This is a genomic window from Pseudooctadecabacter jejudonensis (assembly GCF_900172275.1).
In the GTDB taxonomy this organism is placed as follows: domain Bacteria; phylum Pseudomonadota; class Alphaproteobacteria; order Rhodobacterales; family Rhodobacteraceae; genus Octadecabacter; species Octadecabacter jejudonensis.
Window position 1 is genome coordinate 812,435 of the sequence record NZ_FWFT01000001.1, and the last position, 24,595, is coordinate 837,029.

At 60.9% G+C, this 24,595-nt stretch carries 26 protein-coding genes; 17 read left to right on the plus strand and 9 right to left on the minus strand.

Annotated elements, in window-relative coordinates; translation table 11 throughout:
* The first annotated feature begins 270 nt into the window (after positions 1-270).
* Entirely contained in the window at positions 271-951 is a 681-nt protein-coding gene (locus PSJ8397_RS03845; protein ID WP_085863207.1) for a Crp/Fnr family transcriptional regulator, read from the plus strand.
* A 4-nt stretch (positions 952-955) separates the two neighbouring features.
* Here the strand turns inward: PSJ8397_RS03845 and PSJ8397_RS03850 are convergent, their stop codons facing one another.
* The 5 genes from PSJ8397_RS03850 to rpiA all read right to left on the minus strand — a co-directional run bounded on the left by PSJ8397_RS03850 (position 956) and on the right by rpiA (position 5,826).
* Positions 956-1,156, minus strand: coding sequence for a DUF2065 domain-containing protein (locus PSJ8397_RS03850; RefSeq protein WP_085863208.1), 201 nt, complete (start codon positions 1,154-1,156; stop codon positions 956-958).
* 1 nt (position 1,157) lies between these two features.
* Complete coding sequence (gene hflC, locus PSJ8397_RS03855) at positions 1,158-2,042, minus strand: protease modulator HflC (protein ID WP_085863209.1); 885 nt, start codon at positions 2,040-2,042, stop codon at positions 1,158-1,160.
* Positions 2,042-3,250, minus strand: coding sequence for an FtsH protease activity modulator HflK (gene hflK / locus PSJ8397_RS03860; RefSeq protein WP_085863210.1), 1,209 nt, complete (start codon positions 3,248-3,250; stop codon positions 2,042-2,044). Before hflK ends, hflC begins: the two co-directional genes overlap by 1 nt.
* A gap of 120 nt (positions 3,251-3,370) precedes the next feature.
* Complete coding sequence (locus PSJ8397_RS03865) at positions 3,371-4,858, minus strand: FAD-dependent oxidoreductase (RefSeq protein ID WP_085863211.1); 1,488 nt, start codon at positions 4,856-4,858, stop codon at positions 3,371-3,373.
* A gap of 179 nt (positions 4,859-5,037) precedes the next feature.
* Positions 5,038-5,826: a ribose-5-phosphate isomerase RpiA gene (gene rpiA, locus PSJ8397_RS03870; RefSeq protein WP_085863212.1), complete on the minus strand. Its 789-nt coding sequence runs from the start codon at positions 5,824-5,826 to the stop codon at positions 5,038-5,040.
* Between the two features lie 326 nt (positions 5,827-6,152).
* Here rpiA and PSJ8397_RS03875 point away from each other — a divergent pair, with 326 nt between their 5' ends.
* Positions 6,153-7,526: an L-serine ammonia-lyase gene (locus tag PSJ8397_RS03875; protein WP_085863489.1), complete on the plus strand. Its 1,374-nt coding sequence runs from the start codon at positions 6,153-6,155 to the stop codon at positions 7,524-7,526.
* Positions 7,520-7,978, plus strand: coding sequence for a GNAT family N-acetyltransferase (locus PSJ8397_RS03880; RefSeq protein WP_235000563.1), 459 nt, complete (start codon positions 7,520-7,522; stop codon positions 7,976-7,978). Before PSJ8397_RS03875 ends, PSJ8397_RS03880 begins: the two co-directional genes overlap by 7 nt.
* On the opposite strand, the gene PSJ8397_RS03885 is transcribed toward PSJ8397_RS03880, so the two are convergent.
* Positions 7,975-8,907, minus strand: a complete 933-nt coding sequence (locus PSJ8397_RS03885; protein WP_085863213.1) for an alcohol dehydrogenase catalytic domain-containing protein — start codon at positions 8,905-8,907, stop codon at positions 7,975-7,977. The genes PSJ8397_RS03880 and PSJ8397_RS03885 overlap by 4 nt on opposite strands.
* Positions 8,908-9,095: 188 nt before the next feature.
* Between PSJ8397_RS03885 and PSJ8397_RS03890 the strand changes: the two genes are divergently transcribed.
* Together PSJ8397_RS03890 and PSJ8397_RS03895 are read left to right on the plus strand one after the other, a co-directional pair.
* Positions 9,096-10,037 carry a DMT family transporter gene (locus PSJ8397_RS03890; RefSeq protein WP_085863214.1) on the plus strand — a complete coding sequence of 314 codons (942 nt, stop codon included), beginning with the start codon at positions 9,096-9,098 and terminating at the stop codon, positions 10,035-10,037.
* A 76-nt stretch (positions 10,038-10,113) separates the two neighbouring features.
* Positions 10,114-11,028: a DMT family transporter gene (locus tag PSJ8397_RS03895; RefSeq protein WP_085863215.1), complete on the plus strand. Its 915-nt coding sequence runs from the start codon at positions 10,114-10,116 to the stop codon at positions 11,026-11,028.
* On the opposite strand, the gene PSJ8397_RS03900 is transcribed toward PSJ8397_RS03895, so the two are convergent.
* Positions 10,964-11,632, minus strand: coding sequence for a thiamine diphosphokinase (locus tag PSJ8397_RS03900; RefSeq protein ID WP_085863216.1), 669 nt, complete (start codon positions 11,630-11,632; stop codon positions 10,964-10,966). The two genes, PSJ8397_RS03895 and PSJ8397_RS03900, sit on opposite strands and share 65 nt — an antisense overlap.
* Positions 11,633-11,770: 138 nt before the next feature.
* Between PSJ8397_RS03900 and PSJ8397_RS03910 the strand changes: the two genes are divergently transcribed.
* Positions 11,771-13,900 carry a hypothetical protein gene (locus tag PSJ8397_RS03910; RefSeq protein ID WP_143515332.1) on the plus strand — a complete coding sequence of 710 codons (2,130 nt, stop codon included), beginning with the start codon at positions 11,771-11,773 and terminating at the stop codon, positions 13,898-13,900.
* A 192-nt stretch (positions 13,901-14,092) separates the two neighbouring features.
* Here the strand turns inward: PSJ8397_RS03910 and PSJ8397_RS03915 are convergent, their stop codons facing one another.
* Positions 14,093-14,323 carry a DUF2842 domain-containing protein gene (locus PSJ8397_RS03915; RefSeq protein WP_085863219.1) on the minus strand — a complete coding sequence of 77 codons (231 nt, stop codon included), beginning with the start codon at positions 14,321-14,323 and terminating at the stop codon, positions 14,093-14,095.
* A 13-nt stretch (positions 14,324-14,336) separates the two neighbouring features.
* Entirely contained in the window at positions 14,337-15,632 is a 1,296-nt protein-coding gene (locus tag PSJ8397_RS03920; protein ID WP_085863220.1) for an adenylosuccinate synthase, read from the minus strand.
* Positions 15,633-15,799: 167 nt separating this feature from the next.
* Between PSJ8397_RS03920 and PSJ8397_RS03925 the strand changes: the two genes are divergently transcribed.
* The 11 genes from PSJ8397_RS03925 (at position 15,800) to PSJ8397_RS03975 (ending at position 24,519) form a co-directional block, all read left to right on the plus strand.
* Positions 15,800-16,198, plus strand: coding sequence for a DUF6524 family protein (locus PSJ8397_RS03925; protein ID WP_085863221.1), 399 nt, complete (start codon positions 15,800-15,802; stop codon positions 16,196-16,198).
* A gap of 78 nt (positions 16,199-16,276) precedes the next feature.
* Positions 16,277-17,032, plus strand: a complete 756-nt coding sequence (locus PSJ8397_RS03930; protein ID WP_143515333.1) for a hypothetical protein — start codon at positions 16,277-16,279, stop codon at positions 17,030-17,032.
* A gap of 118 nt (positions 17,033-17,150) precedes the next feature.
* The gene (gene secG, locus PSJ8397_RS03935) at positions 17,151-17,522 is read left to right on the plus strand and encodes a preprotein translocase subunit SecG (protein WP_085863223.1); all 372 of its coding nucleotides are present in this window, start codon (positions 17,151-17,153) and stop codon (positions 17,520-17,522) included.
* A gap of 223 nt (positions 17,523-17,745) precedes the next feature.
* The gene (locus PSJ8397_RS03940; protein ID WP_085863491.1) at positions 17,746-19,389 is read left to right on the plus strand and encodes a CTP synthase; all 1,644 of its coding nucleotides are present in this window, start codon (positions 17,746-17,748) and stop codon (positions 19,387-19,389) included.
* Positions 19,390-19,480: 91 nt separating this feature from the next.
* Complete coding sequence (locus PSJ8397_RS03945; RefSeq protein WP_085863224.1) at positions 19,481-20,314, plus strand: PI-PLC domain-containing protein; 834 nt, start codon at positions 19,481-19,483, stop codon at positions 20,312-20,314.
* Positions 20,315-20,457: 143 nt separating this feature from the next.
* Entirely contained in the window at positions 20,458-21,225 is a 768-nt protein-coding gene (gene rlmJ, locus PSJ8397_RS03950; RefSeq protein WP_085863225.1) for a 23S rRNA (adenine(2030)-N(6))-methyltransferase RlmJ, read from the plus strand.
* A gap of 51 nt (positions 21,226-21,276) precedes the next feature.
* The gene (locus PSJ8397_RS03955) at positions 21,277-21,705 is read left to right on the plus strand and encodes a tellurite resistance TerB family protein (RefSeq protein ID WP_085863226.1); all 429 of its coding nucleotides are present in this window, start codon (positions 21,277-21,279) and stop codon (positions 21,703-21,705) included.
* A gap of 39 nt (positions 21,706-21,744) precedes the next feature.
* Entirely contained in the window at positions 21,745-22,185 is a 441-nt protein-coding gene (locus PSJ8397_RS03960) for a tellurite resistance TerB family protein (protein WP_085863227.1), read from the plus strand.
* 4 nt (positions 22,186-22,189) lie between these two features.
* Positions 22,190-22,960, plus strand: coding sequence for a phosphate/phosphite/phosphonate ABC transporter substrate-binding protein (locus PSJ8397_RS03965; RefSeq protein ID WP_085863228.1), 771 nt, complete (start codon positions 22,190-22,192; stop codon positions 22,958-22,960).
* 45 nt (positions 22,961-23,005) lie between these two features.
* Positions 23,006-23,776, plus strand: coding sequence for an ABC transporter ATP-binding protein (locus PSJ8397_RS03970; RefSeq protein WP_085863229.1), 771 nt, complete (start codon positions 23,006-23,008; stop codon positions 23,774-23,776).
* Complete coding sequence (locus tag PSJ8397_RS03975) at positions 23,773-24,519, plus strand: substrate-binding periplasmic protein (RefSeq protein ID WP_085863230.1); 747 nt, start codon at positions 23,773-23,775, stop codon at positions 24,517-24,519. The genes PSJ8397_RS03970 and PSJ8397_RS03975 overlap by 4 nt, the downstream gene beginning before the upstream one ends.
* Positions 24,520-24,595: the final 76 nt, after the last annotated feature.

Sequence of the window (24,595 nt, forward strand, 5' to 3'; positions counted from 1 at the left end):
TGCACGACAGGCACTTTGGCCTGCGGTCTGCCTCAAATGTAGGCGGCTTGCACGGCAGCGCAACGTCAAACACGACGATAAGGCAAAACCGTCACCGGAACGTGAACAGCGAGTGAGGTTAAATTTCCAATGACATCAGTGACTTGGCAAATTTCCGCCGATCTGCAGAACTTGACCACCCCAGACGGACACATGAATTTTGTTGCCAGTCGCCGGATCCTCAGGTGAAGCTGTGCGGGCGCGACCGCCCTGCCCGTATTGAGACCCCACATGACCGAAATCTTCACCCCCGCCGTCTTGATCACCTGTGCAGGCGCGACCTTCGGATTGGGGTATCTGATCATCAATCAGATGGCCCTGCGACTGATGATGTTGATCGGATCAGGGTTCTATCTGGCCTATTACGCAACGGCGGCGGATCTGCCGCTGTGGGGGGCCATTTATACCACCGCCGCGATGATGGTCGCCAATGTGATCGGGATCACAGCCCTCGTGGCACGGCGGTTCCGGCTGTCATTGCCGCGCGCCCATGTGGACATTTATCCGCATTTCGATGTGCTGACGCCCGGCGATTTCAGGCTGGTCATGAAACACGCCGAACGCCTGACCCTCACGGAAGACACCCTTATCACCGAAGAAGGGGCCGCGGTCTCCCACGTGTATTATGTCGTGTCGGGCACCGTGACGGTCACCAAACGCGGGCTGACCTTTCCGCTGCCCGATGGGCTGTTTGTGGGTGAGGTCGCCTACCTTCTGGGCCGTCCCTCCGTGGCGTCAACCCACCTGCGTGCGGGGGCCGAGGTCATTCGCTGGGATCTGGGCCATCTGGCCCAAACCGCCCGCCGCAACCCGCGCTTCAAGCTGGCGATTGATGCGATGTTGTCACGCGATCTGGCGTCCAAAGTGGCCGAGGCCGTCGCCCAGCAAAGCGCGCCCTTCGCAGGGCGCTAACGTCCTACCCCAGCGCGCCCATCAGGTGGGCCAGCCACACCAAAACCGCACCAGTGGCCAAGGTCGCCAACCCCAACAGGCGTCGCGCCTCGATGGACAACGTGCGCAACGCGGCCAACAGATCCTCAATAAGCGAAGGGGCCAGTGCGTACACCAGCCCCTCGACAATCAACACCAACCCGAGGGCCAGAAGAATGATTTCCATTTTAGTTGTCCACAGCAGCTGTGCCGTTTTCGTTGCGCAGATAGTCGAAGAACTCGTGATCCGGGCTCAGCACCAGACGGGCGTTGCCCGTGCCGATCGCTTTGCCGTAGGCCTCAAGTGAGCGGTAAAATTCGAAGAATTCACCGTCTTGACCATACGCCTGCGCAAAGATCGCATTGCGTTCCGCGTCCGCCTCACCCTGAATAACACGGGCTTCGCGGTTGGCGTCAGACACCAGTTCCACCACGGTCCGGTCGGCTTGCGCTTCAATCCGCTGGGCGGCCTCACGGCCACGGGCGCGTTCGTCTTCTGCCTCACGCTCCCGTTCCGCAATCATCCGCGCAAAGGTCGCGTTCAGGTTTTCTGCCGGCAGGTCGGTGCGTTTCAGGCGCACGTCGATCACGCTCAGGCCCAGCGCATTGGCCTCGGCAATTGCCGCATTGCGGATCCGCAACATCAACGCGGCACGGTCGGTGGACAGGATATCGTTCGATGACACAGACCCCAGAACCTCACGCGTTTCCGCGCGCAAAATGCTGTCCAGACGGCGGGCTGCGGCGTCTTCGCCACCTGTACCCACAGCCTGACGGAACCGTTCCACATTGGAAATCCTGTAGCGGGCAAAGGCATCCACGATCAACCGGCGGTCATCCAGCGGTGTGACCTCAAGCGGGTCCACGTCCAGCGCCAGAATGCGGTCGTCATAGCGCACGACCTCTTGGATCAGGGGGATTTTGAACCCGATGCCGGGCTCCTCTTTCACCTGAACAATCTGACCAAATTGCAGAACCAACGCCTTTTCACGTTCGTCCACAATAAAGATCGACGACAGCGCCGCAGCAATCGCAATCACGATCACGGGCAGTGCATAAGCAGAGCGGTTCATCAGTTGGACCCTCCAGTGTTGGTGGCCGGACGGCGCACTTCGTTCAGCGGCAGATAGGGCACAACACCGCCCCCACCCTGTCCGTTGTCATCCAGAAGGATAATATCGGTCGATCCGAACACAGCCTCAACCGTTTCCAGATACAGTCGTTGGCGCGTCACTTCTGGGGCCTTTTGGTATTCCTCCAGAACGGCCAAGAAACGGCTCGCCTCACCTTGGGCTTCGTTCACCACACGGGCGCGATAGGCTTCGGCGTCTTCAAGAACACGGGCCGCGTCACCACGGGCCTGGGCCGTCACGCGGTTGGCGTAGGCATCCGCAAGGTTTTGCAAGCGGTCGCGTTCCTGTTCGGCGTCCTGCACATCGCGGAACGCAGCAAGGGGCGAGGTCTGGCGCGAGTTGCCGTCGATATCGTCCACCGTGATCGTCTGGCTTGGGGGTTCGACCGCCTGAAGGTTCACACGGATGATGTTCACACCCGCATCATAGCTGTCGAGCGTCGCTTGCAGCTGATCCATCACACCATCGGCAATCGCACCACGATCGCGGTTCAGGATCGGGGCCAATTCGGACTGGGCGATGATCTCACGCATGGAGGATTCCGCCACGGCCGCAATGGTCGGCGCCGGATCGGCAAGGTTGAACAAAAAGCGTTCAGGCTCAGTGATGTTCCAAACCACCTGGAAATCGATGTCGACGATGTTTTCGTCACCCGTCAGCATCAGCCCCGCATCGGCGGCGGCCCCACGGCCCACGCCCACGTCGATGGTCTGTTCCTGCGTCACGTTTACAATCTCAGCCGTGACAAAGGGCCACGGTGCGAAATTCAGGCCAGGTTGGCCGATGGACGAAAATTCGCCCAAAAACAATTCCACGGACTGCTGTTCGGGCCGCACCGTGTAAAAGCTTGAGAACGCCCAAAGCGCCACAGCCGCCAGTGCCCCAAGGCCGACCATGCCGCGGGTGATCTGCGGGCCACCGCCGCCACCGGTGCCGCCGCCGTTCATGCCGCGCCGGCCATCGCCGCCGCCGATCAGAACACGCAGTTGGTCCTTGGTTTTATTCACGATCTCATCGAACTCTGGGATCTGTGGTTCATTCTGCCCCCGTTTCCCGTCGTCGCGCCCACCTTGTGGACGAAAGCGGTCGTCGTCGTCACCGCCACCGTTGCCTCCGCCCCCCCAGGGGCCGCCATTGTTTCCAGCCATTAAGCCTGATTTCCCTTGTTGCCGGACCCCGCATCGGGTCCCTTTGTATAAGTGGACTTTGTGCCCCTGAATTCAAGCGCACATTCAATCACCCGCCCTGGGGCATGATGCGCAGACAGCCTATGCCGTGCGCATCGGCTCTCGCATGGTGACCAGTTCTTCGGAGATGGTGGGATGCACCGCACAGGTCGCATCGAATTGTTCCTTGGTGGCCCCCATCTTGATCGCCACACCGGCCAGCTGGATCATCTCTCCCGCATGGGGGCTGACGATATGGCACCCCAGAACCTTGCGGCTGTCCTTGGCCACGATCAGTTTCATCAACACACGGTCGGGCCGTTCTGCAAAGGCCGTCTGCATGGGCCGGAACGAGGTGCAGTAAATCTCCACCGGTTCCTGATCCCGCGCCTCTTCTTCCGTCAGACCGATTGTGCCCATCTCAGGCTGGGTGAAAATGGCCGAGGGGATCAGATCGTGATCCACCTTGGTGGGATTGCCCTTGAACACCGTCTCAACAAAGGCCATGCCCTCGCGGATCGCCACCGGCGTCAGCTCGACCCGTTTGGTCACATCCCCGATGGCATAAATGCTGGGCACCTTGGTCTGGCTGTAGTCATCAACGACAACCTCATCGCGGCGGCCAATCTCAACCCCCGCCTCCTCAAGCCCTAGGCCTTTCGTCGCAGGCGCGCGGCCCGTGGCGAACATGACGTGATCATAGACCGCCTCCTTGCCGTTGGTGGCTTTGACCCAGATCGGTCCCTTGGCGCCTTGGGCCGTGTCGCTCTTGGGGTTGTCGGCGATCCCCCCATCAATGCCCTTGGCATCCTCCGACGGCGCACCCATGGCCGCATCCGATGCCGTGGGAAGGGCGTCCGTATCGGGCCTGTCACACGCCTGCGCCATTTCCACAATGTTGGTGCCCACGTGAATGTCGATGCCCTTTTCACGCATCATGTCAGCGATCAGCCCGCGCGCTTCGTCATCAAAGCCCCGCAGGATCTGCGCGCCGCGATAGTACAACGTCACATCCACACCCAACCCGTTCAGAATACAGGCAAATTCACAGGCGATATACCCACCGCCGATGATCAGGATCGACTTGGGCAGCTCCTCCATCAGGAAAATATCGTTGGACACGATGCCCAGCTCCGCATTGGGCATATCGGGCCGCACAGGGTATCCCCCCGTGGCCACCAAAATATGCTTGGCCGATTTTTCCGTGCCGTCCGACAAGACCACCGTATGCGGGCCCTTGACCGTCGCGCGGGCATCGAAAATCTCAACCTCGGAATTGCCCAGCAACGTGCGATAGACCTGTTCCAGACGGTCCAGCTCCGCATGCAGGCGCTTGCGGAACTTGGGCCAGTTGAAATCGCCGTCCTCCACGTCCCAGCCATAGGCGCGCGCGTCGCTGAACGCTTCGCGGTATTCAGACGCGAAGACCATCAGCTTTTTGGGCACACATCCGCGGATCACACAGGTGCCGCCCATGCGGTATTCCTCGGCCAAGGCCACCTTGGCCCCCGTGGACGATGCCACCCGCGCCGCACGGACGCCGCCGGATCCGCCCCCAATCACAAACAAATCATAGTCAAAGTCGGACATGGTCAGGGCCTTTCATAGGGTCTTTCCTAAAATCGCCCGCGCGACGGCATAGCAGCCTTATGTCACGCGGCGTTGACGACGGGTAAATCACAGCGCCTGCACGAAGACCAGTGACCGCCATCCGCCCCTGCACCCCAAGCCCCCACAATGACGTGAGGCGGCCCGGCATCCCGTGGGCCTCAGTCGTTCAGATCCGCAAACAGATTGTCCGTCTCGATAAAATCGTGCCGCGCCTCTTGCACCATACCTTCGTTGATGTCGCGCATCTCAACCCGCCCGTCGCCGTGGCCAATGACCACAATATCGCAAATGTCGATAAACAACCCGTTTTCAACAACGCCGGGGATCTGGTTCACCACCAAAGACAGCTGCCGCGCGTTGCCGATGCGGTTCAGATGCAAATCCAGAATGTGGTTGCCCTCATCCGTATAAAACGGAGCTTCCCCATTCATGCGCAGGCTCACCTTGCGGCCCAGCACATCCATCCCGATCAACGTCTCCTCGATCAAGGTCTTGGTCGTCTGCCAGCCAAACGGCACGACCTCCAGCGGCAGAGGAAAACCCCCCAACGTCTCAACCGATTTCGACGCATCCGCGATCACAACCATCTGGTCCGACGCGGTCGCCACAATCTTTTCTTGCAACAACGCGCCACCGCCGCCTTTGATCAGGTTCAGGTTGCCGTCGTATTCGTCTGCCCCGTCAATCGTGATGTCCAGCCAGCGGGCCTCATCCAGCGACATGACCTCAATCCCCACCTCACGGGCCAGGGCTGCCGTGCGCGACGACGTAGGCACACCTTTGATCTTCAGGCCGTCGTCCTGCACCCTCTCGCCCAGGCATTTGACCAACCACGCGGCGGTTGATCCGGTGCCAAGGCCCACCTTCATGCCATCCTCAACATAAAGGCTCGCCTGTTTCGCGGCCACGAATTTCGCCTTGTCGATGGGGGACAGGTCAGATGGCATCGGCGGCTCCTTGTGGGTCGTGCGGGTCTGTGGCGGGGCGTCCCGCATGGTCTTGAACACAGGTATAGGCAAGTGTGCGTCCTTGGGCGAGTCCCCTGTTCAGCGCGACCTACAGCACACCCGTTAACAAGTCTCCCAACGGCCCCAGGATGGCTGCGCTGCCATACGCCAGCCATACGCGTGCCATACGCAAACCATACGCCCGATTTAGCCCCAAAACTGCGATTAACCTTTTGCGCAAACCGCCCCTTGAGTGTCGTTTTGAGGTGGGCCGTTTCACCCAGCTGCGCCATGATGCCCCCAATCAATCAGAAAGGCCGCGGCACGTGTTTCTCTCCGTCTTTGATATGTTCAAAGTGGGCATCGGCCCGTCCTCGTCCCATACCATCGGGCCGATGGTTGCGGCCGGCCGGTTTCTGGATCATCTGCGTCAACAACCCTTTGAAATCAGGGGCTTGCGCGCTTCTCTTCATGGGTCTTTGGCCTTTACCGGCGTGGGCCACGCCACCGACCGCGCGACGATCTTGGGCCTCGCAGGGTTTCGCGCAGAGGATTACGACGCAGACAAAGCGGACGCCGAATTGGCCCGCATCATGGCCGAAGGCACAGTGCAGCCCGACGGGTTCCAACCGCTTGTTTTCAAACCAAAAGAACACCTCGAATTCGACTACGGCCCCGCCTTGCCCGGCCATGCCAATGGCATGATCCTGATGGGCACCGACGCCCAGGGAGACGTGGTCACACAGGTGACGTATTACTCCATCGGAGGCGGGTTCGTCCTCACCGAGGACGAGGTCGCCGCCGGGGCCGACAAAGACGACGGCCCACCCGTTCCATACCCGTTCAAGTCTGCCGCAGAAATGCTTGAAATGGCGTCAAAAAACGGTCTCAGCATCGCACAGATGAAACGTCAAAATGAACTCAGCCGGCGTTCCAGCGCCGACCTCAATCACGGCCTAAATCGGCTGTGGCAGGTGATGAATGACTGCATCGATCGCGGGCTTGCGACCAATGGCATCCTGCCCGGCGGGCTCAACGTGAAACGGCGCGCAAAGGGCATCCACGACGCCCTCAAGGCAGAGGCCGGCGTGAACCTGAATGCGCCGCACACCATCAACGACTGGATGTCGACCTACGCCATGGCCGTGAACGAAGAAAACGCCGCCGGGGGTCAGGTCGTCACCGCGCCCACCAATGGCGCGGCAGGCGTGGTGCCCGCCACGATCCGCTACTACCTCGATCATGTGCCGGGGGCATCCGTGTCCAAAGTGCCGGATTTCCTTCTGACGGCAGCGGCAATAGGCGGTCTGGTCAAATTCAACGCCTCCATCTCGGGGGCGGAGGCAGGGTGTCAGGCCGAGGTCGGCAGTGCCGCCGCCATGGCTGCCGCTGGCCTGTGCGCCGTGATGGGCGGCACACCGGAACAGATTGAAAACGCGGCTGAAATCGCCCTGGAACATCACCTCGGCATGACCTGTGATCCCGTGCGCGGGCTGGTGCAGGTGCCCTGTATCGAACGCAACGGCCTTGGCGCGATCAAGGCTGTGTCGGCCGCGTCCCTGTCCATGCGGGGCGATGGCACACATCTGGTGCCGCTGGACGCCGCCATTGAAACCATGCGCCAGACGGGGGCCGATATGTCCGAGAAATACAAGGAAACGGCACTGGGCGGCCTTGCCGTGAATGTCCCCAATTGCTGACCGTCCGGCCCGCCTGCGCCGCAGACGCCCCCGCGATACGGGCCTGCGCCCGTGACGCCTACGCCCAGTACATCCCGCAAATCGGCCCTCATATCCCACCGATGGACGCGGACTTTGAAGGCGACATTGCCACGAAATCCGTTCACGTCGCACACATCGACGGCACCTTTGCAGGCTACATCATTTTCTACCCGCAAGGCCCTGATATGCTGTTGGAAAATGTGGCCGTCACGACCCCTGGTCAGGGCATCGGCCCGCGCCTGATCGCCGTCTGCGAAGACGCCGCCCGGGCGCAAGACATCGCCCGTGTGATCCTCTATACCAACATTCACATGACAGGGCCGAGGGCCCTCTATCCCCGTCTGGGATACGTCGAAACCGACCGCCGGAGCGAGAACGGATTTGACCGCGTCTATTTTGCCAAAACGCTGGCCGATGAGCTGGCCGACTAAAGGGTCAGCACCACGCGCGGGGACGCCACGCGCCCCGCATTCAAATCGTCAAAGGCTGCTGCCGCGTGGGTCACGGGCCGCGCCTCATACCAATCCAGCGCGCCCAACCGCCCTTCAAACACCGCCTCTGCGGTTTGTTCAAAATCCAGGGCGCTGTAGGCGTAGGTGCCGATGATCGTGACCTCATTCATTGTCAGGCGGCGCATGTCAAAACCGCCCGTCACGTCCCCCAGCCCGATGTGGCCAATGATGCCGCCTGCCCGCACCCGAAGAGAGGCCAGCGCCCGCGACGCCACCGACCCGACAGCGTCAATCACGATGTCATACGCATCCTGCACGGGAAGGTCGGACGGGGCTGTGACAGGCATATCCGTCTTCCCCTTTAAATAGTCCGCCCGTATCGCGTTTTCCTCAACCAACCGCGTGTTATCAACGCCTTGGGTTCGCAGGCTGAGGGCCGCCGCAAATCCAAGCGCGCCCCCCCCGATCACAAGCGCCGTGCGCCCTTTCGGAAACGCCCGTCGCGCGAGCCGCGCCACATGCCACCCGCGGGCGAGAGGATCGATCAGGCTGGCCTGCTCAAACCCCAGATGGTCGGGCACCCGCATCAGATTGCGCCTCGGCACATCCACACTGCCCGCAAGACCGCCCGCCACGGAGCCAGAGCCCAGAACCTGACGGTTCTGACAAATATTGGTTTGCCCTACGACACAGGCATCGCATTCCCCGCAATAGATCAGGGGGTTTACGGCGACACACGCGCCGGTGTCATCCACACCGGAAATTTCATGGCCCAACGTCATTGGATAATTCTGGTCTGATATATCGCCACGCCAAGCGTGCACATCAGCGCCGCTTATGCCCACAGCGCGCACCGTCACGCGCACACCCTTGGCCGCATCCACCTGGGTGGCGTCGCGAATCTGCATCTTGCGCGCAGCTTCTAGGATTAGGGCATGTTCCGGCACTCGGGTCTCTTTCTTGGCGGTTATACGTTAAACCTAGCACGTCCGCGGCCCACGCGAAGGGGCGATCTTGTTACAGCCTGTCACCATCGCGTCACCTGAAGGGTCGGTTTTGGGCAGACACAGGCACGAAAAATCGGCCAAGACACACTATGACCACAGCTGCACAAACCTCTGTACGACCGGACCGCATCCCGCTGGGCATGGCGCTGATCGTGGGCTTTTGCCTGGTGGCGCCCTTGCTGGACGTCTGCGCCAAACTGGCCGCGGACCACGTGCCCGTGGGCCAGATCACTGCCGCGCGTTTTTTGGTGCAAACAGCATTGATGCTGCCGGTCTGTCTGATGATGAGGTTGCGGTTGCGTCTGTCGTCACGCTTGTGGCCGCTTATCTTCTGGCGGGCGGTGTTCTTGATTCTCTCGACCTATTTGATCATCGCCGCCTTGCGGTTCATGCCCTTGGCCGATGCGCTGGCGATTGTGTTTGTGGAGCCGTTCATCATCCTTTTGTTTGGAAAGCTGATGTTTGGTGAACAGATCGGCCCGCGCCGGATTATGGCGGCCTGTGTGGGGTTTACGGGCTGTCTTTTGGTGATCCAACCCAGCTTTGTGGCCTTTGGTCTGGTGGCCCTGCTGCCGTTGGGCACGGCCGTCAGCTTTGCGGCCTATGTTCTGGTGACACGCGCGTTGCGCGACCAAATGCACCCGGTTGAGATGCAGTTCCAGACCGGGCTGGCCGCCAGTCTGCTGCTGGTGCCCTTGATGGTGCTGGCCTATGGGCGCGGCTGGGGCGCGCTGGACCTGATTGTGCCACAAGGCATTGATTGGGCCCTGCTCTTTGGTGTGGGCTTCTTTGCGACCGTAGCCCACATGATGATGACCTATGCGCTGTCGGTGGCCCCCGCGGCCACCCTCGCCCCGCTTCATTATCTTGAGATCATTACGGCGGCGATCCTTGGGTATCTGGTCTTTGATGACATCCCCAACGGCCTTGCCCTGTGGGGGATCGTGGTGATCATGGTGTCGGGCCTTTATGTAGTGCACCGCGAACGGGCGACTGCTGCGGCCATCACCCAGCCCCCCGGCCCAATATAGTCCACCTCACAGCACCCCGATATTTCACCGGACGGTCCCCCTCGCCATTCGCAGCCCGGCCCCCTATCGTGCCCCAATGACTGATCGACCATTTCTGGGCGTCCTGCTGATGCTGGGCTTTTGCGTGCTGGCCCCCTTGGGCGACGCCACCGCCAAGGTTCTCGGGGATGAGATGTCGGTGGGCTTCTTGGTCTTCATCCGGTTTAGCGTGCAGGCCCTGCTGTTGCTGCCGCTGGTGTGGTTTGTGGGCTACCCGTTGCCCAAAGGCGCGCGCCTGATCCGCCTGACCGCCCTGCGCACGGCGCTGCACATCTGCGGCATCGGCCTGATGTTTTCGGCCCTGCAATATCTGCCGCTGGCCGATGCCATTGCCATTGCCTTCGTGATGCCCTTTCTCATGTTGCTTCTGGGCCGCGTCTTTCTGGATGAGGAAGTGGGCCCCCAACGGCTGGCCGCCTGCGCCGTGGGCTTCATCGGCACCCTTCTGGTCGTGCAACCCAACTTTGCCACCGTCGGCTGGCCCGCCCTTCTGCCCATGGGCGTGGCCGTTGTCTTTGCCTTGTTCATGTTGGTCACCCGTCAGATCGCCAAGGACGTGGACCCCATTGGCCTACAGGCGTTGTCGGGCCTGATGGCCGTGCCCCTCGTGGGCGCAGCACTGCTTCTGTTCCCACAGGTTCCCATCCTTGCCGTCTCTCCCGTCTCCGGCGGCGATTGGATCCTGTTGGCGTGGCTGGGCACGCTGGGCACCCTCGCCCATCTGCTGATGACGTGGAGCCTGCGATTCGCCCCCTCGGCCACCCTCGCCCCCATGCAATACCTCGAAATTCCCATCGGCACGATCATCGGCTATCTGGTGTTTCGCGATCTGCCCAACGGGCTTGCGGCGCTTGGCATCTGCATCACAATTGCCGCAGGGCTTTACATCATCGTGCGGGAACGCCGCCTGTCAACTCGGCCCAAACCGACCCCAACGCCTCCGGCGGCATAATCACCGCCATGCCGGGCGTCGCGCGAACCTCCACCACCTGCGCCGTTGCTTCATTCGAGGACCCGATGAAATCGCGCATGGACATAGGCGCGTCCGTGACCTCCCATTTCAACCCACGAGAGGTGACGATGCTGTCGGTGACAGGCATCAATGACACGCGTTGGCCCAGGACGGCGTCAAACCGCACCTGATCCGGCACCATAAAGACCAGATCATCCGCCCCCAGCAGCACAATCGGGCGACGATACTTTTGCAGCACATGCAACACAGCCAAGGTGTGATCCACACGGTCGCCCAAAAACCCCACGCCAAGGATTGCAGGCGCTTCGATGTTGCGCAGGCACTTGTCAAAATCTGTGCTGTTCTGTTCTGCGATGGGATGCAGAACCGCACCATACGCCGTTTTTGCGGCGGCACTTGCACTGTCCATGTCGCCGATCACAGCCTCAACCGTCAGCCCTGCGGACAACGCCGTATCGGCGCCCCCATCGGCACAAACCACTTTTGGTGCGTATCTTAACGCTTCTGTAAGAACACTATGGGCAACTTTCGCACCACCGATCAGTGTGATCGGTTCTGTACTTGAAACAATCGGTGGCTTCACGTTTGATTACCCCTGAATTTGGAAACGTGCCCCAATTTGGTCACGAAATAATACCCAAGATAACGCAGGTCTGTTCCGGATTGCGAACCAATTGATGGTAAACAACACCTCAAAGGTTTGAGTAGAAAGCGAGCTATTATGGTTGGAACAAGCAAGATTTTAACCGTCTCCTACGGGACGTTTTCCTGCACGCTGGAGGGATTCGACGATTCCTTCAACACGATGAAGGCAATTGCTGAGTACTTCCGCGGTTTGGCCGCTGATGACCGCTACTTCGGTGCGGAGCCTCCGACGCCGGACGCCGAAATGCTCGCCCGTATTGCCGAGCGTGAGATTTCGCGCCGCGTGGACGCGCGCATGGAAGACGACGGAATCGTGCTGCGTCCGGCCATGCTCGCTTCGGATACGCGGACAGGGGACGAAGGCACAGCTGACGCCGAGACTGAGAATAAGGCCGCGACTGAGGCCGCCGCCGAAGCCGACGCTCAAGCAAAGGCAGAGAATGATCGCCTCGCCGCCGAGGCAGAGGCCCGCGCCGCCCGCAAGGCCGCCCGCGAAGACGCACACCGTGCCAAACTGGCTGCCGAGGCCGAGGAAAAGGCCCGGGCTGAGGCTGAGGCTGAGGCTGAGGCTGAGGCTGAGGCTGAGGCTGAGGCTGAGGCTGAACAAAGCACCGAAGAAAGCGCAAGCGCGCCCTCAAGCACCGTGGAACTTGCAGCGCAAGACGATCAGGCCGAGGACAATGCGGAACCTGCGATGCCCGACGCTGACAACGCACCAAGTGCTGCGGAAGGCGCAGAGGCGGATCTCGACAACGCCCCCCTCGACGCGGCAGACACTCAAGTCGCCTCCTCCACTGCCCCGGCGCATCCTGACGACGACAGTGTCGCCGCCAAGCTGCAGCGCATCCGCGCCGTCGTGGGCCCGGCAGACAGTGACCCCACAAACGACCTGACCGAAGACTTCCTGCCCGCCGCCACAACCCCGGACGTGGCAGACGAGGCGGACACATCCGAAGCAGAGGTGGACACCACCAAAACGCCAGCCGCACCGGATATGATTTCGCGCCTGTTGGCCCGTCAGGCCGCCACAACACAGGACGACGACGCCGATGCCAATGCCCCGGCAGAACCCGACGCCTCGGCTGAACCACCTGCCCAGCCCAATGCCGAACCGGATGCCGAGGCCGCACAGGACGCGCCGGCCGCGACCGAACCGCGCGCCCGCGTTGTCCGCATGAAACGTGCCGACTATGAAAAATCCCAGCACTCTGAAACCGACGCGCCCGCGTCATCAGATGCGACAACACAAGCGGATGATCCAACCGAGCAAGCCCCGACGCCGGACACAGGCCCAAACCTCGGCCTTCTCGACGGGGCAGATGATCTGGACGAATACCTCGAAGACAGCGACTTCAACGACGATGACTTCGACGCAGATCTCGCCGCCGACCTGACATCAATCGCGTCAGAGGCAGCCCCAACAGCCGAGGATACAGCACCCGTGGAGGATGCACCGGCCCCAGCGAACACAGCGCCCGACACTGAAGATCAGGTCGCACAAGGCTTCATCGCGTCCGAAGAAAACGTGGATGATCAGGCGATTGATCGGCTGATGTCCGAAACCGATGTCAAAATGCAGGACCCCGAAAGCAGCCGCCGCCGCGACGCGATTGCGCAGCTCAAGGCCGCGGTGGCCGCAAAAGAGGCCGCACGTCAGGTGGGCGACGATGATACCTCCGCGCAAGAGGTCGAAAACGCCTTTCGCAACGACCTCTCCGAGGTTGTCCGCCCGGAAGGTGCGCCCCGCCCCCGCCCTGTCGTGCGCGGCCCGGCACGCACCGAACGCCCGCGTCCCGCGCCGCTCAAACTGGTGGCAGCCCAACGCGTCGATCTGCCCGCGGGCGACACACCAGCGTCGGACACACCCGTGACCCCTCGTCGCGTGGCCGCACGCACCGGTGCCCCCGCCCAAGATGCCGCCGCCAAATCCTTCGCGGAATTTGCGGAAAACATGGGCGCACGCGACCTGCCCGATCTGCTTGAAGCCGCAGCCGCCTACACCTCCTTCGTCGAAGGCGCAGGCGAATTCTCTCGGCCTCAAATCATCCGGCGCGTCCGCGCGGTGTCTGATCAGGATTTCAACCGAGAAGACGGGCTACGCAGCTTTGCAGACCTGCTGCGCGCCGGCCGGTTCACCAAAATCCGCAACGGGCGGTTCCAAGTGGCCGATGACAGCCGGTTCAACCCCGAACGTCAGGCCAGCTAGGCCCCACTCAAAATCCAAAAACGGCGCGCAGGTCCCCACCCGCGCGCCGTTTTTGCACTTCGTGACCTTGGCTTCTTTGGGTCAAAAATACCTGAAGATCCACAGTCAAACCGCAATGCTCACCTTAGGGATCAGGGCTCACACCGGCCCCAAGCGCCCGTAAATAACGGGCCGCGCAGCGGCTCTACTGGATCACTCTTGCGCGTCTGGGTCGCCTTGCCCAACGCCTTTGAAAATGAATTTGAACGGCATGGCCCACAAAATACCCAAGCCCACGTAAATCCCCAATTCGACCCAAAGGGGCGGACGGTTCAGCGGGTCAGGATACAGCCAATTGAGGATCGACACCGTCAGCACCACGTAAACCGGCAACCCGACCAACAGGATCACCAACGCCCATCTTTTGCGTGCCTTCAATGTCATCGCCTGCAATCCCTCAGTCAGCGAAAGGGTCCGTCACAAGGATCGTGTCCTCGCGTTCCGGTGAGGTGGAAACTAGGGCGACAGGGCAATCAATCAATTCTTCCACACGGCGCACATATTTGATCGCCGCTGCCGGCAAATCCGCCCACGACCGCGCACCTTCTGTGCTTTCAGACCAACCCGGCATCTCTTCGTAGACCGGAACGCAGCGCGCCTGATCCTCGGCAGCGGTGGGCAGATAATCCAACCGCTCCCCATCAAGGTCATAGCCCACACAGATCTTCAATGTCTCGAACCCGTCCAACACGTCCAGTTTGGTCAGGCAAATGCCCGTGATACCCGATGTGGCACAGGTCTGTCGCAACAGTGCGGCATCAAACCAACCGCAGCGACGTTTGCGCCCTGTTGTGGTGCCAAATTCGTGGCCACGCTCCCCCAACCGCTGACCGTCGGCATCTTCCAACTCGGTCGGAAACGGGCCCTCGCCCACGCGGGTGGTATAGGCCTTCACAATGCCCAAGACATAATCAATCGCCGTCGGGCCAAGGCCCACGCCAGTGGCGGCCTGTCCTGCAATCACGTTGGACGACGTCACGAAAGGATAGGTCCCAAAATCAATATCCAACAGCGCACCTTGTGCGCCTTCGAAGAGAATACGTTTGCCCGCTTTGCGCTTTTCGGCCAGCACTTTCCACACTGGGGCGGCATAGGGCAAAATCTTCGGTGCGATCTCTTGGAGTTGAGCGATCAGCGCGTCGCGGTCGATGGGGTCAATCCCAAGCCCCTTGCGCAATGGATCATGGTGCTGCAACGCACGGTCCACACGGGCCTCCAACGTGGCAGGGTCGGCAAGATCTGCGACGCGCACGGCGCGACGGCCCACTTTGTCTTCATAGCATGGCCCGATGCCGCGACCGGTTGTGCCGATCTTGGTCCCTTTGCTCGCCGCTTCTTCACGTGCGCGGTCCAACTCCCCATGGAACGGCAGGATCAGCGGCGTGTTTTCCGCAACCATCAGTGTTTCGGGCGTGATTTCAACGCCTTGTGCCTCGATCGTTTCAATCTCATTCAGCAGGTGCCAAGGGTCCAGCACCACGCCGTTGCCAATGACGCTCAGCTTGCCGCCGCGCACCACGCCGGAGGGCAAGGCATGCAATTTGTAGACGGTCCCATCAATCACCAACGTATGGCCCGCGTTGTGCCCGCCCTGAAACCGCGCGATCACATCGGCGCGTTCCGACAGCCAGTCCACGATCTTGCCTTTGCCTTCGTCGCCCCATTGAGCGCCGACAACCACTACGTTTGCCATCAGATCAGGCCCCTTGCTTGCAGAAATCCGCGCTCCTCATAGGGCATTGCGCGCTGGGGTGAAAGCACGCATTTGAGCCCCCATAGAAACCCGCATCTGGACAGCCCGCGCGCGCGCAGCCATCTTGGCCCCTGATTTGACACAACCAGCTTGGATGGGGCTTCGATATGACCGGTTTTCTTCTGCGGTGGCTCTTTGCGTTTGTTTTGCTGGCGGCGACCTACAACCCCACGCCCTACAACTTCATCCGTTGGGTGCAGCAAAACGGGACAGAGACCTTGTCCATCGCCGTCTTGGGCGGGCTGCTGTTGGTGATCGGATACATCATTTACCTGCGCGCCACCCTGCGGTCCATCGGGCCGCTGGGCATGATCCTGGTGCTGGCCTTGGTGGGCGCTGGCCTTTGGGTGGCGTTTGATCTGGGCTGGATCAACTTTGAAAATCCGACCGTAAACACCTGGATCGCCCTTGTGACGTTGTCGTTGGTGTTGGGCGTGGGCCTCAGCTGGTCGCATGTGCGCCGGCGCCTGTCCGGTCAGGCAGATATGGATGACGTGGACGAATAGTCAGCCCATAATTATCCTGAATTTCGCCATATTGCTTTGCCAAACTGATCGAACGACAAAAAACAATGGCGCACCGCTATGGCGAACTCACACTCAGAACCGCGGATAAATGAACCTGATTTCATGTGGTCGGGCGGGCTCCTTTTGGCGCATGTGTTGTGCTACGTGGGCATGATCGCCTCTGCCGTGGCCGGGGGCGCGATGTTGATCTACATGATCCTTTTGTTGCCCCTATACCTCTCCTGTCTGGGCGCGGGCGCAGGCCTTGCGGCGCGTCAGCTTTATGAATGGCATCTGTCAGGTCTTCCCGCCCATGGGGCACCGACCGGCCCGACTTACGCGGAAATTGAAATCGCCCGTCTGATATTCGGGGCCAAGATTGCCCTTGGGATCAGTGTTGTTTTGGGCCTTGGGTTCTTTGCATTGATGCAGGAGGGGTGGGCCATCGCCATGATCCCCCCCGCCTTCAGCGCGGCAAGCCTGTGGTTTGCCTTTGCCCATATCATCCGCCGCACAGGTGTCAGCCGCACCGAAGCCAAACACCAAGACGCAGTGCACGCCGATCGGCCGGGCGTGCGTCGTGAACGGATGCGCCAGAACACACGTTGGATCATGTTCAAACGGGGGCTGGTCTGCCTTGTCCCCTTCGTCATTGCCAGATGGTGTGTCGACATCATGGCCCCCGGCAGTGATTTGGTGCCGGTCGTGAACCTGTTGTGGATTTGTGTGACCATGGGCGTCGTGCTTTTGCCCATCAAACCCCTGCCCCGATATCACGCGGGCCCTGCTGCTGGACTGCCCGAAGGTCTGCGGATGCCGCGCCGAAGGTTCTAGAAACCGTCCGATCCTCTGCACACCGATCAAAGTCATCGTGCGAAACGCCCGACAGGGGGTTGCGGGCCTTTGCATTCGCTTCTAGATACCGCCTGTCCCATCGCCAAAGGCCTGTCCCATGGAAAACGTCGTTCTTGTTGTTCACTTGCTCCTCGCTCTCGCGCTGATTGGCGTGGTTTTGTTGCAGCGGTCTGAGGGCGGCGGTCTTGGCATTGGTGGCGGCGGGGGCGGTGGCGGTGCCATGACAGGCCGTGCTGCTGCGACGGCTTTGGGCAAAGTCACATGGCTGTTGGCCATCGCGTTCATTTGCACCTCCGTTGCGCTGACCATTTTGTCGGCCAGCCAGGCCAGCGACGCGTCTGTGGTGGACGGCGACAGCCTGCTGCCCCCTCCGGCTGAGGGCGCACCGGCACCCAGCGCAGGCGACAGCCTGCTGCCCCCTTCTGTGACCACTCCGACGGACGAACCCCTGGTTCCTGACGCCAACTAAACTGGCGTAATCCTACGATCTGTTGTGGGCCTATGGCCCACGACGTCACGATATTGCGGTTTTGGCCGCCTGTTTGGTCATGGATTGGTTGCCACGGGACGGCGAATCCGGATAGACTTAAATCCCGTGATACATGCAATCCGGCGGGCGCCAGTAGGCGGCTGAAGGATGCAGTTCAATGAAATTTCTCCGGCAAGGGCCGGATCACGGGGGGCCTTCATCCATGGCGCGTTTTGTTTTTATCACCGGCGGTGTGGTGTCCTCTTTGGGCAAAGGCCTTGCGTCGGCGGCGCTGGGATCGCTGTTGCAGGCCCGCGGCTTTTCGGTGCGCCTGCGCAAATTGGATCCCTACCTCAACGTTGATCCGGGCACGATGTCGCCGTTTGAACATGGCGAAGTGTTCGTAACGGACGACGGCGCCGAAACAGACCTTGATCTGGGGCACTACGAACGGTTCACAGGCGTGCCCGCGCGCATGACGGACAGCGTGTCATCGGGCCGGATCTATTCCAACGTGTTGGAGAAAGAACGGCGCGGCGATTATCTGGGCAAAACCATTCAGGTGGTCCCCCATGTGACCAACGAAATCAAAGACTTCATCTCAATCGGGGAAGACGAGGTTGATTTCATGCTGTGCGAAATCGGCGGCACCGTCGGCGATATCGAAGGCCTGCCGTTCTTTGAGGCGATCCGCCAGTTCAGCCATGACAAACCCCGCGGCGAATGCATTTTCATGCATCTGACGTTGCTGCCTTATCTGGCGGCCTCCGGTGAGTTGAAAACCAAGCCTACCCAACACTCGGTCAAGGAATTGCAGTCCATCGGGATTGCGCCTGACATTCTTGTCTGCCGGTCTGAACAGCCCATCCCCGAAAAGGAACGCGAGAAGATCGCGCTGTTCTGTAACGTTCGCAAGGAAGCCGTTGTTGCAGCCTATGATCTGAAATCTATCTATGAGGCCCCGCTGGCCTACCACGAACAGGGGCTGGATCAGGCGGTGCTGGATGCCTTCAACATCACGCCCGCACCGGCCCCCAATCTGTCCGTCTGGCATGACGTCAAAGACCGCATCCACAACACCGATGGTGAGGTGAACGTGGCCATCGTGGGCAAATACACCCAGCTTGAGGATGCCTATAAGTCGATCAAGGAGGCCCTGACCCATGGCGGCATGGCCAACCGTGTGAAGGTCAATGTGTCTTGGGTCGATGCTGAAGTCTTCGACCGCGAAGACGCCGCCCCGCATCTTGAAGGCTATCACGCGATCCTCGTGCCGGGTGGTTTTGGTGAACGCGGCACCGAAGGTAAAATCAAGGCGGCCGAATTCGCCCGCACCCGCAAAATCCCCTATTTGGGCATCTGTCTGGGCATGCAAATGGCCGTGATTGAGGCCGCGCGCAACGTGGCGGGCATTGGGGCTGCGGGATCGGAGGAATTCGACCATGAGGCGGGGCAGAAACGATTTGAACCGGTTGTCTATCACCTGAAGGAATGGGTGCAGGGCAACGCCAAGGTGCAGCGCAAAGCGGACGACGACAAGGGCGGCACCATGCGGTTGGGCGCCTATGACGCGACGCTGACCAAGGGCACCCGCGTGGCTGAGGTTTATGGCGACACCGCCATCGAAGAACGGCATCGCCACCGCTATGAGGTCGACGTGAAGTACCGCGAAAAGCTTGAGACAGCGGGGCTGTGTTTCTCAGGCATGTCGCCGGATGGCCGCCTGCCCGAGATCGTGGAATGGAAAGATCATCCGTGGTTCATCGGCGTGCAATTCCATCCCGAATTGAAATCCAAACCTTTCGCGCCCCACCCGTTGTTTGCGGATTTCGTGCGCGCTGCCGTCGACACGTCACGTTTGGTTTGACCTAAGGCAACGTCCGGCCAGTGGGGAATACCCGACTGGTTTGACGGCCCCGCACACGGCACCCTTTGCTGACCTAGACGGAGGTCAGCCCATGGGGTTCTATGTCATCGCCCATCGAGTGAACGATGCCACCAAGCTGCGCCGCGCCTTACAGGCGGGGGCCAATGCGCTTGAGATTGACATCACGCGAAAGGCCGACAGGTACAAAGCATGGCATGGGTCCGAGATCATTGACTGGAATTCCGCCAATCTGGAACCGCATCTGGATGCCGTTGCCCGTGCGATTTCTCGTCCTGCGAACTCAAACGTCAGCCTGTTGATTCTTGATCTGAAATACAATCAGAACGCCAAGATTGAAGCGCGCCATATTAACGAAATCCGCCAGATCGTGACCGATCATGTTCTCACCCCGATCAACGGGCCCAATCCGCGCCCCGATCGCGGGCTCTTTGCGCTGTATACGGTGAGCCGTCCTTATCGACGCATCTTTGATGATGCGATGGCGATTGAGGGGCTATCAGATCATGAGGGGGTGAACCTGGATGCCGTGTCCTACAGCAGAACAGACCGGATGTCCCCGCGCTCTGCCCTGCGGTGGCGGGACCGGAGCCGCGCGGTGCCGCTTCGCAATTTCATGTATTCCGCTGGGATTTCGGCCACATCCCACAGCCGTCAGGCCAAGCGCGACCTGCAAGAGGCCCAAAGGATCGGGGCGGCAGGTGGCGACGACCAGATGTCCACCTACGCCTGGACCTTCAACCGCGCCAACAACGCAAGCCATTGGGTTCGTGACTACGCGTTGGACGGCATCATGGGAAACATGGCGCGGAATTTCCGCCATTTGGCAGGGGATCCGGGTTACTATGGGCTGGAGACAAGGCTGCACACACGAGAGATGACCCCGCCTTTTCAACGTCCCTTTTAAAGCATCTGTTTTTTCAGTAGGCCGTTTCGAACGGGCAAGGCCCGTCCGACCCGCGCCCCTGACGGGGCGCAAAAGGGGGCGCTGCCCCCGCCCTTCGGGCCCCCCCGAGGTATTTTTGACCCAAAGAAGAAGGGAACGCTGCTGTGCTGTCCTATCAACACGGATTTCATGCGGGCAATCTGGCGGATGTGCATAAGCATGCAGCCCTTGCGTGGATCCTGTCTTATATGACCCGCAAGGACAAACCGCTGAGTTATGTTGAGACCCACGGGGGGCGCGGGCTTTATGACCTGTCGAGCGCGCAGGCGGTGAAGACGGGTGAGGCTGCGGCAGGCATTGAGGCTGTGGGCGCTTGGGTGCAGGGCACGCCTTATGGTGATGTTGTGGCGGACTGTCGCGCTGAGAATGGAGCGGAGGCCTATCCGGGCAGCCCGTGGATTGCATCACGCTTGTTGCGCGGGGACGATGTGCTGCACATTGCGGAACTTCACCCCCAAGAGAACACCGCCCTGCGCGCGGCTGTGCCTGCAGCGCATATTCACCGCAAAGACGGGTTCGAGATGGCCTACTCTGTTTGCCCGCCGACACCACGGCGGGGGCTGATGGTGGTTGATCCTTCTTATGAAGTGAAAGACGACTATGCAGTGGTGCCGCGTCATTTGGCGAAGCTGGCCAAGGCGTGGCCTGTCGGGGTTTTGCTTTTGTGGTATCCTGTTCTGACGGATCACCGTCATTCTGAGATGCTGGGCGCTTTGGGGCATGCCTTTCCGGACGCCCTGCGCCATGAAGTGGGGTTTGCACCGGCGCGCCCTGGACATCGGATGGTTGGATCGGGGCTGTATGTTGTGAACCCGCCTTGGGGGCTGTCCGAGATGCTGGATGATCTTGGGGCGAAATTTGCCACATTGTGATGATGGATTTTGAGGCTTGCGCGGCCCTGTCATGCGCCTATTCTTGCGGGCATGTTTGATCGAATAATTGCGCGTCTTCGGGCCGCTGCCACCGAAATCACCCCCATGCCCGAAGCGGATGCGCGCCATGCGTTGGGTGCGCTTTTGGTGCGGGTGGCCAAGGCCGACGGGGCCTATCTGTTTCAAGAGATTGAAGAAATCGACCATCTTTTGGCGGATATTTACGCCCTGAATGCGGTCGAGGCGGCCAAAATGCGGGCCGAGTGCGAAAAGCTTGAGGGGGCGATGCCCGACACCCATGAGTTGGCTGATGTCCTGACGACAGCCATTTCAACCGGCGAACGGGATATGTTTGTGCGCGCGCTTTGGAAGGTCGCAGACGCCGATGGGCAGCGCCATGAACGCGAACAGCAAGTCGTGGCCATCGCCACGCAGACGTTCGGCATGGCCCCCGAGGCTGCGGCGGCCCTGCGGGACTGATGGGTTGGCCTTTGGCGCGCGCCTGCCTATATCTCCACCATGTTTGCTGATCTGTTCAAGCGGTTGACCGCGCCCGACCCCGCCCCCCTGTCCCCCTCCGATGCGCGCGTGGCACTGGGTGCCTTACTTGTGCGTCTTGCCAGGTCGGATGGGAATTACGATGCCGACGAAGTGGCCCAGATCGATGCGGTGCTGGCCACGCGGTATGGCCTGTCAGAGGCGGAGGCAGCGTCCCTGCGGGCCGAATGCGAAACCGCCGAGCAAGAGGCGCCGGACACCGTCCGTTTCACCCGTGCCATCAAGGATGCAGTCCCTTTTGAGGACCGCATCGGCGTCATTGAGGGGCTGTGGTCGGTGGTTTTGGCCGATGGCAAACGCGACAAGGCCGAAGACGCCCTGCTGCGGATGGTCGCCCCGATGTTGGGCGTGTCGGATCAAGACAGCCATGCCGCCCGACTGCGTGTCTCATCCGACAGCTGATCCAATGATCGCTGCCCTTCCGATGTATGACCGGCCCGAAACAACGGCCGCGCTGGATGCCTTGTGGGCTGGGGTGCGGGATCATCTTGGATACGGGCCCCGACACTTGACCCGTGATCTGGCCTATGATGCGGCATGGGGGCGCGAGGATCTGCTGTTGGGGCAGATTTGCAACCTGCCTTACCGCGCGCGGCACCGCGATGATGTGACCGTGCTGGGTGCGGGGGATCACCGGCTGCCTGACACCCCCGCGGGCTACTACACTTCGGTGTTCATCGTGCGCGCCGAGGATGCGCCGCGCGGCCTGGCCCCTGCCGCCTTGGGCCGTTTTGCCTATAACGATGCGCTGTCGCAATCGGGCTGGGGCGCGCCTTTGGCCGCCCTGACCGCGCGGGGCCTGCAGTTTCACACCACCCTGCGCACCGGCGCCCACGCCGACAGCATGGCCGCCGTTGCCACAGGCCGTGCAGATCTTGCCGCCATCGATGTGGTGACATGGCGCATGTTGGAACGGTGGGATCCGCTGGCGGCGCAGGTGCGGGTCATCGGACGAACGGGGCTTTCGCCCGCGCAAACCTTTGTCACTGCCAAGACCAACGATCCCACGCCCCTGCGCGCTGCCCTCCAGGCCGCGATTGTCGGCCTGTCGCCTGATCACGCCGAGACGCTACAGCTTTTTGGCTTTGCCACCCTGCCCAAATCGGCCTACGACATTCCGCTGCCGCCCTCCCCCACGGGAACATGTGCAGACACCTTGCAATCAGCCGCGATTTAGGGCCAAGTCCTCAGGCACTTTTACCCACACGACCTGAGGCCCCATTTGACCGATCCCGTCATCGAAATCCGCAATCTGCACAAAGCCTACGGCGATCTGGAGGTGCTGAAAGGCGTCGACATCACGGCCCCCCAGGGCCATGTCATCAGCCTTATCGGCTCATCGGGGTCGGGCAAATCCACGCTGCTGCGCTGTGCCAACCTTCTTGAGGACAGCCAGCAGGGCGACATTCTGTTTTGCGGTGAACCTGTGACGTGGAAAGGAACAGGGGCGGCACGTCATCCGGGCGACCGGGCGCAAATGATCCGCATCCGTACGAACCTCAGCATGGTGTTTCAACAGTTCAACCTGTGGGCGCACATGACAATCCTTGAGAACGTGATGGAGGCGCCCGTCACTGTCCTCAAACGTGACAAGGCCGAGGTTGAGGCCGCCGCCCGCCGGTACCTCGACAAGGTGGGCATCGGCGACAAATGCGATGTCTATCCGGCAATGCTGTCGGGCGGCCAACAGCAGCGCGCCGCCATCGCGCGGGCCCTTTGCATGGAACCCAAGGCGCTCTTGTTTGATGAGCCGACCTCGGCGCTGGATCCGGAATTGGAACAGGAAGTTGTCAAGGTCATCAAAGACTTGGCGGCTGAGGGCCGCACCATGTTGGTCGTTACTCACGATATGCGGATGGCCCATGACATCTCTGACCATGTGGTGTTCCTCCACCAAGGTCGCATCGAAGAACAGGGCCCACCGGCCGAGCTGTTCACCGCCCCGAAATCAGACCGTCTGCGCGGCTTTTTGTCCGTAACCGCCCCCGCATGAGGTCGCTTGCCCTGCTCCTTACGCTGGCGGCAACGGCCCCTGCAGCGGACACCCTGACCATCGCGACGGGCGGCCACTACCCGCCCTATATCTTCGATCCCGGCACCGATGACGTGCGCGGTTTCGACAAAACACTGGTGGATGAGCTGTGCGCGCGCGGTGGCTATACCTGCGAATGGGTCGATCTGCCCATGGGCGATATTTTTCAGGCGCTGGCCCGCGGTGACGTCGATATTGTAACGGGCGGTTTCGGGTATTCCATGGCGCGCGATCGCATCGTCGACTTCACCTGTCCCTATGTCACCTCCGGCAATGAAAGCGGTGAATTCATCGCCACACAGCCCACGGTGGATCTGTCCACAGCAACCATCGGCGTGCTGGATCAATCTTTGTATCACGCCGCCATGGATCAGGCAGGGCGCAAAACGCAGGCCTTCCCAACGGAGGAGGCCGCATTGGCCGCCCTCGCCGCAGGTGAGATCGACGCCCTCTTTGGCTCGCACAACGCCCGCGCCCAGATCACCGATCAATCGGGGTACTACGTGGTGGGTGAATATCCCACGTTTTCCGGCGGCTCCGCCCTTGCCATCGCTGAAGATGCGCAGGATCTGCTGCGCCACTTCGATGATCTGCTGGCCGAGGTCTCCGCCGATGGCACCCTATCGCAGTTTCAACAGCAATGGCTGGGCACCGATCAGGGCGACCTGATCGCACAGTGCCGCACCCTTGATGGTTTGGCCTGATCTGACCACAAAAATTCGCACCTGCCCTTGCGTCTGATTTAGACCGAAACCCCTTGTATCATGGGCCAAAAAACAG

Coding starts and splice junctions, on each gene's coding strand:
- PSJ8397_RS03945 (WP_085863224.1), top strand. CDS start 19,481: ATGGGGTTCTATGTCATCGCCCATCGAGTGAACGATGCCACCAAGCTG.
- PSJ8397_RS03845 (WP_085863207.1), top strand. CDS start 271: ATGACCGAAATCTTCACCCCCGCCGTCTTGATCACCTGTGCAGGCGCG.
- PSJ8397_RS03865 (WP_085863211.1), bottom strand. CDS start 4,858: ATGTCCGACTTTGACTATGATTTGTTTGTGATTGGGGGCGGATCCGGC.
- PSJ8397_RS03890 (WP_085863214.1), top strand. CDS start 9,096: ATGACCACAGCTGCACAAACCTCTGTACGACCGGACCGCATCCCGCTG.
- rpiA (WP_085863212.1), bottom strand. CDS start 5,826: ATGCCATCTGACCTGTCCCCCATCGACAAGGCGAAATTCGTGGCCGCG.
- PSJ8397_RS03895 (WP_085863215.1), top strand. CDS start 10,114: ATGACTGATCGACCATTTCTGGGCGTCCTGCTGATGCTGGGCTTTTGC.
- PSJ8397_RS03920 (WP_085863220.1), bottom strand. CDS start 15,632: ATGGCAAACGTAGTGGTTGTCGGCGCTCAATGGGGCGACGAAGGCAAA.
- PSJ8397_RS03975 (WP_085863230.1), top strand. CDS start 23,773: ATGAGGTCGCTTGCCCTGCTCCTTACGCTGGCGGCAACGGCCCCTGCA.
- secG (WP_085863223.1), top strand. CDS start 17,151: ATGGAAAACGTCGTTCTTGTTGTTCACTTGCTCCTCGCTCTCGCGCTG.
- PSJ8397_RS03915 (WP_085863219.1), bottom strand. CDS start 14,323: ATGACATTGAAGGCACGCAAAAGATGGGCGTTGGTGATCCTGTTGGTC.
- PSJ8397_RS03960 (WP_085863227.1), top strand. CDS start 21,745: ATGTTTGCTGATCTGTTCAAGCGGTTGACCGCGCCCGACCCCGCCCCC.
- PSJ8397_RS03930 (WP_143515333.1), top strand. CDS start 16,277: ATGGCGAACTCACACTCAGAACCGCGGATAAATGAACCTGATTTCATG.
- PSJ8397_RS03925 (WP_085863221.1), top strand. CDS start 15,800: ATGACCGGTTTTCTTCTGCGGTGGCTCTTTGCGTTTGTTTTGCTGGCG.
- hflC (WP_085863209.1), bottom strand. CDS start 2,042: ATGAACCGCTCTGCTTATGCACTGCCCGTGATCGTGATTGCGATTGCT.
- PSJ8397_RS03910 (WP_143515332.1), top strand. CDS start 11,771: ATGGTTGGAACAAGCAAGATTTTAACCGTCTCCTACGGGACGTTTTCC.
- PSJ8397_RS03965 (WP_085863228.1), top strand. CDS start 22,190: ATGATCGCTGCCCTTCCGATGTATGACCGGCCCGAAACAACGGCCGCG.
- PSJ8397_RS03940 (WP_085863491.1), top strand. CDS start 17,746: ATGGCGCGTTTTGTTTTTATCACCGGCGGTGTGGTGTCCTCTTTGGGC.
- PSJ8397_RS03850 (WP_085863208.1), bottom strand. CDS start 1,156: ATGGAAATCATTCTTCTGGCCCTCGGGTTGGTGTTGATTGTCGAGGGG.
- PSJ8397_RS03885 (WP_085863213.1), bottom strand. CDS start 8,907: ATGCAGATTCGCGACGCCACCCAGGTGGATGCGGCCAAGGGTGTGCGC.
- hflK (WP_085863210.1), bottom strand. CDS start 3,250: ATGGCTGGAAACAATGGCGGCCCCTGGGGGGGCGGAGGCAACGGTGGC.
- PSJ8397_RS03955 (WP_085863226.1), top strand. CDS start 21,277: ATGTTTGATCGAATAATTGCGCGTCTTCGGGCCGCTGCCACCGAAATC.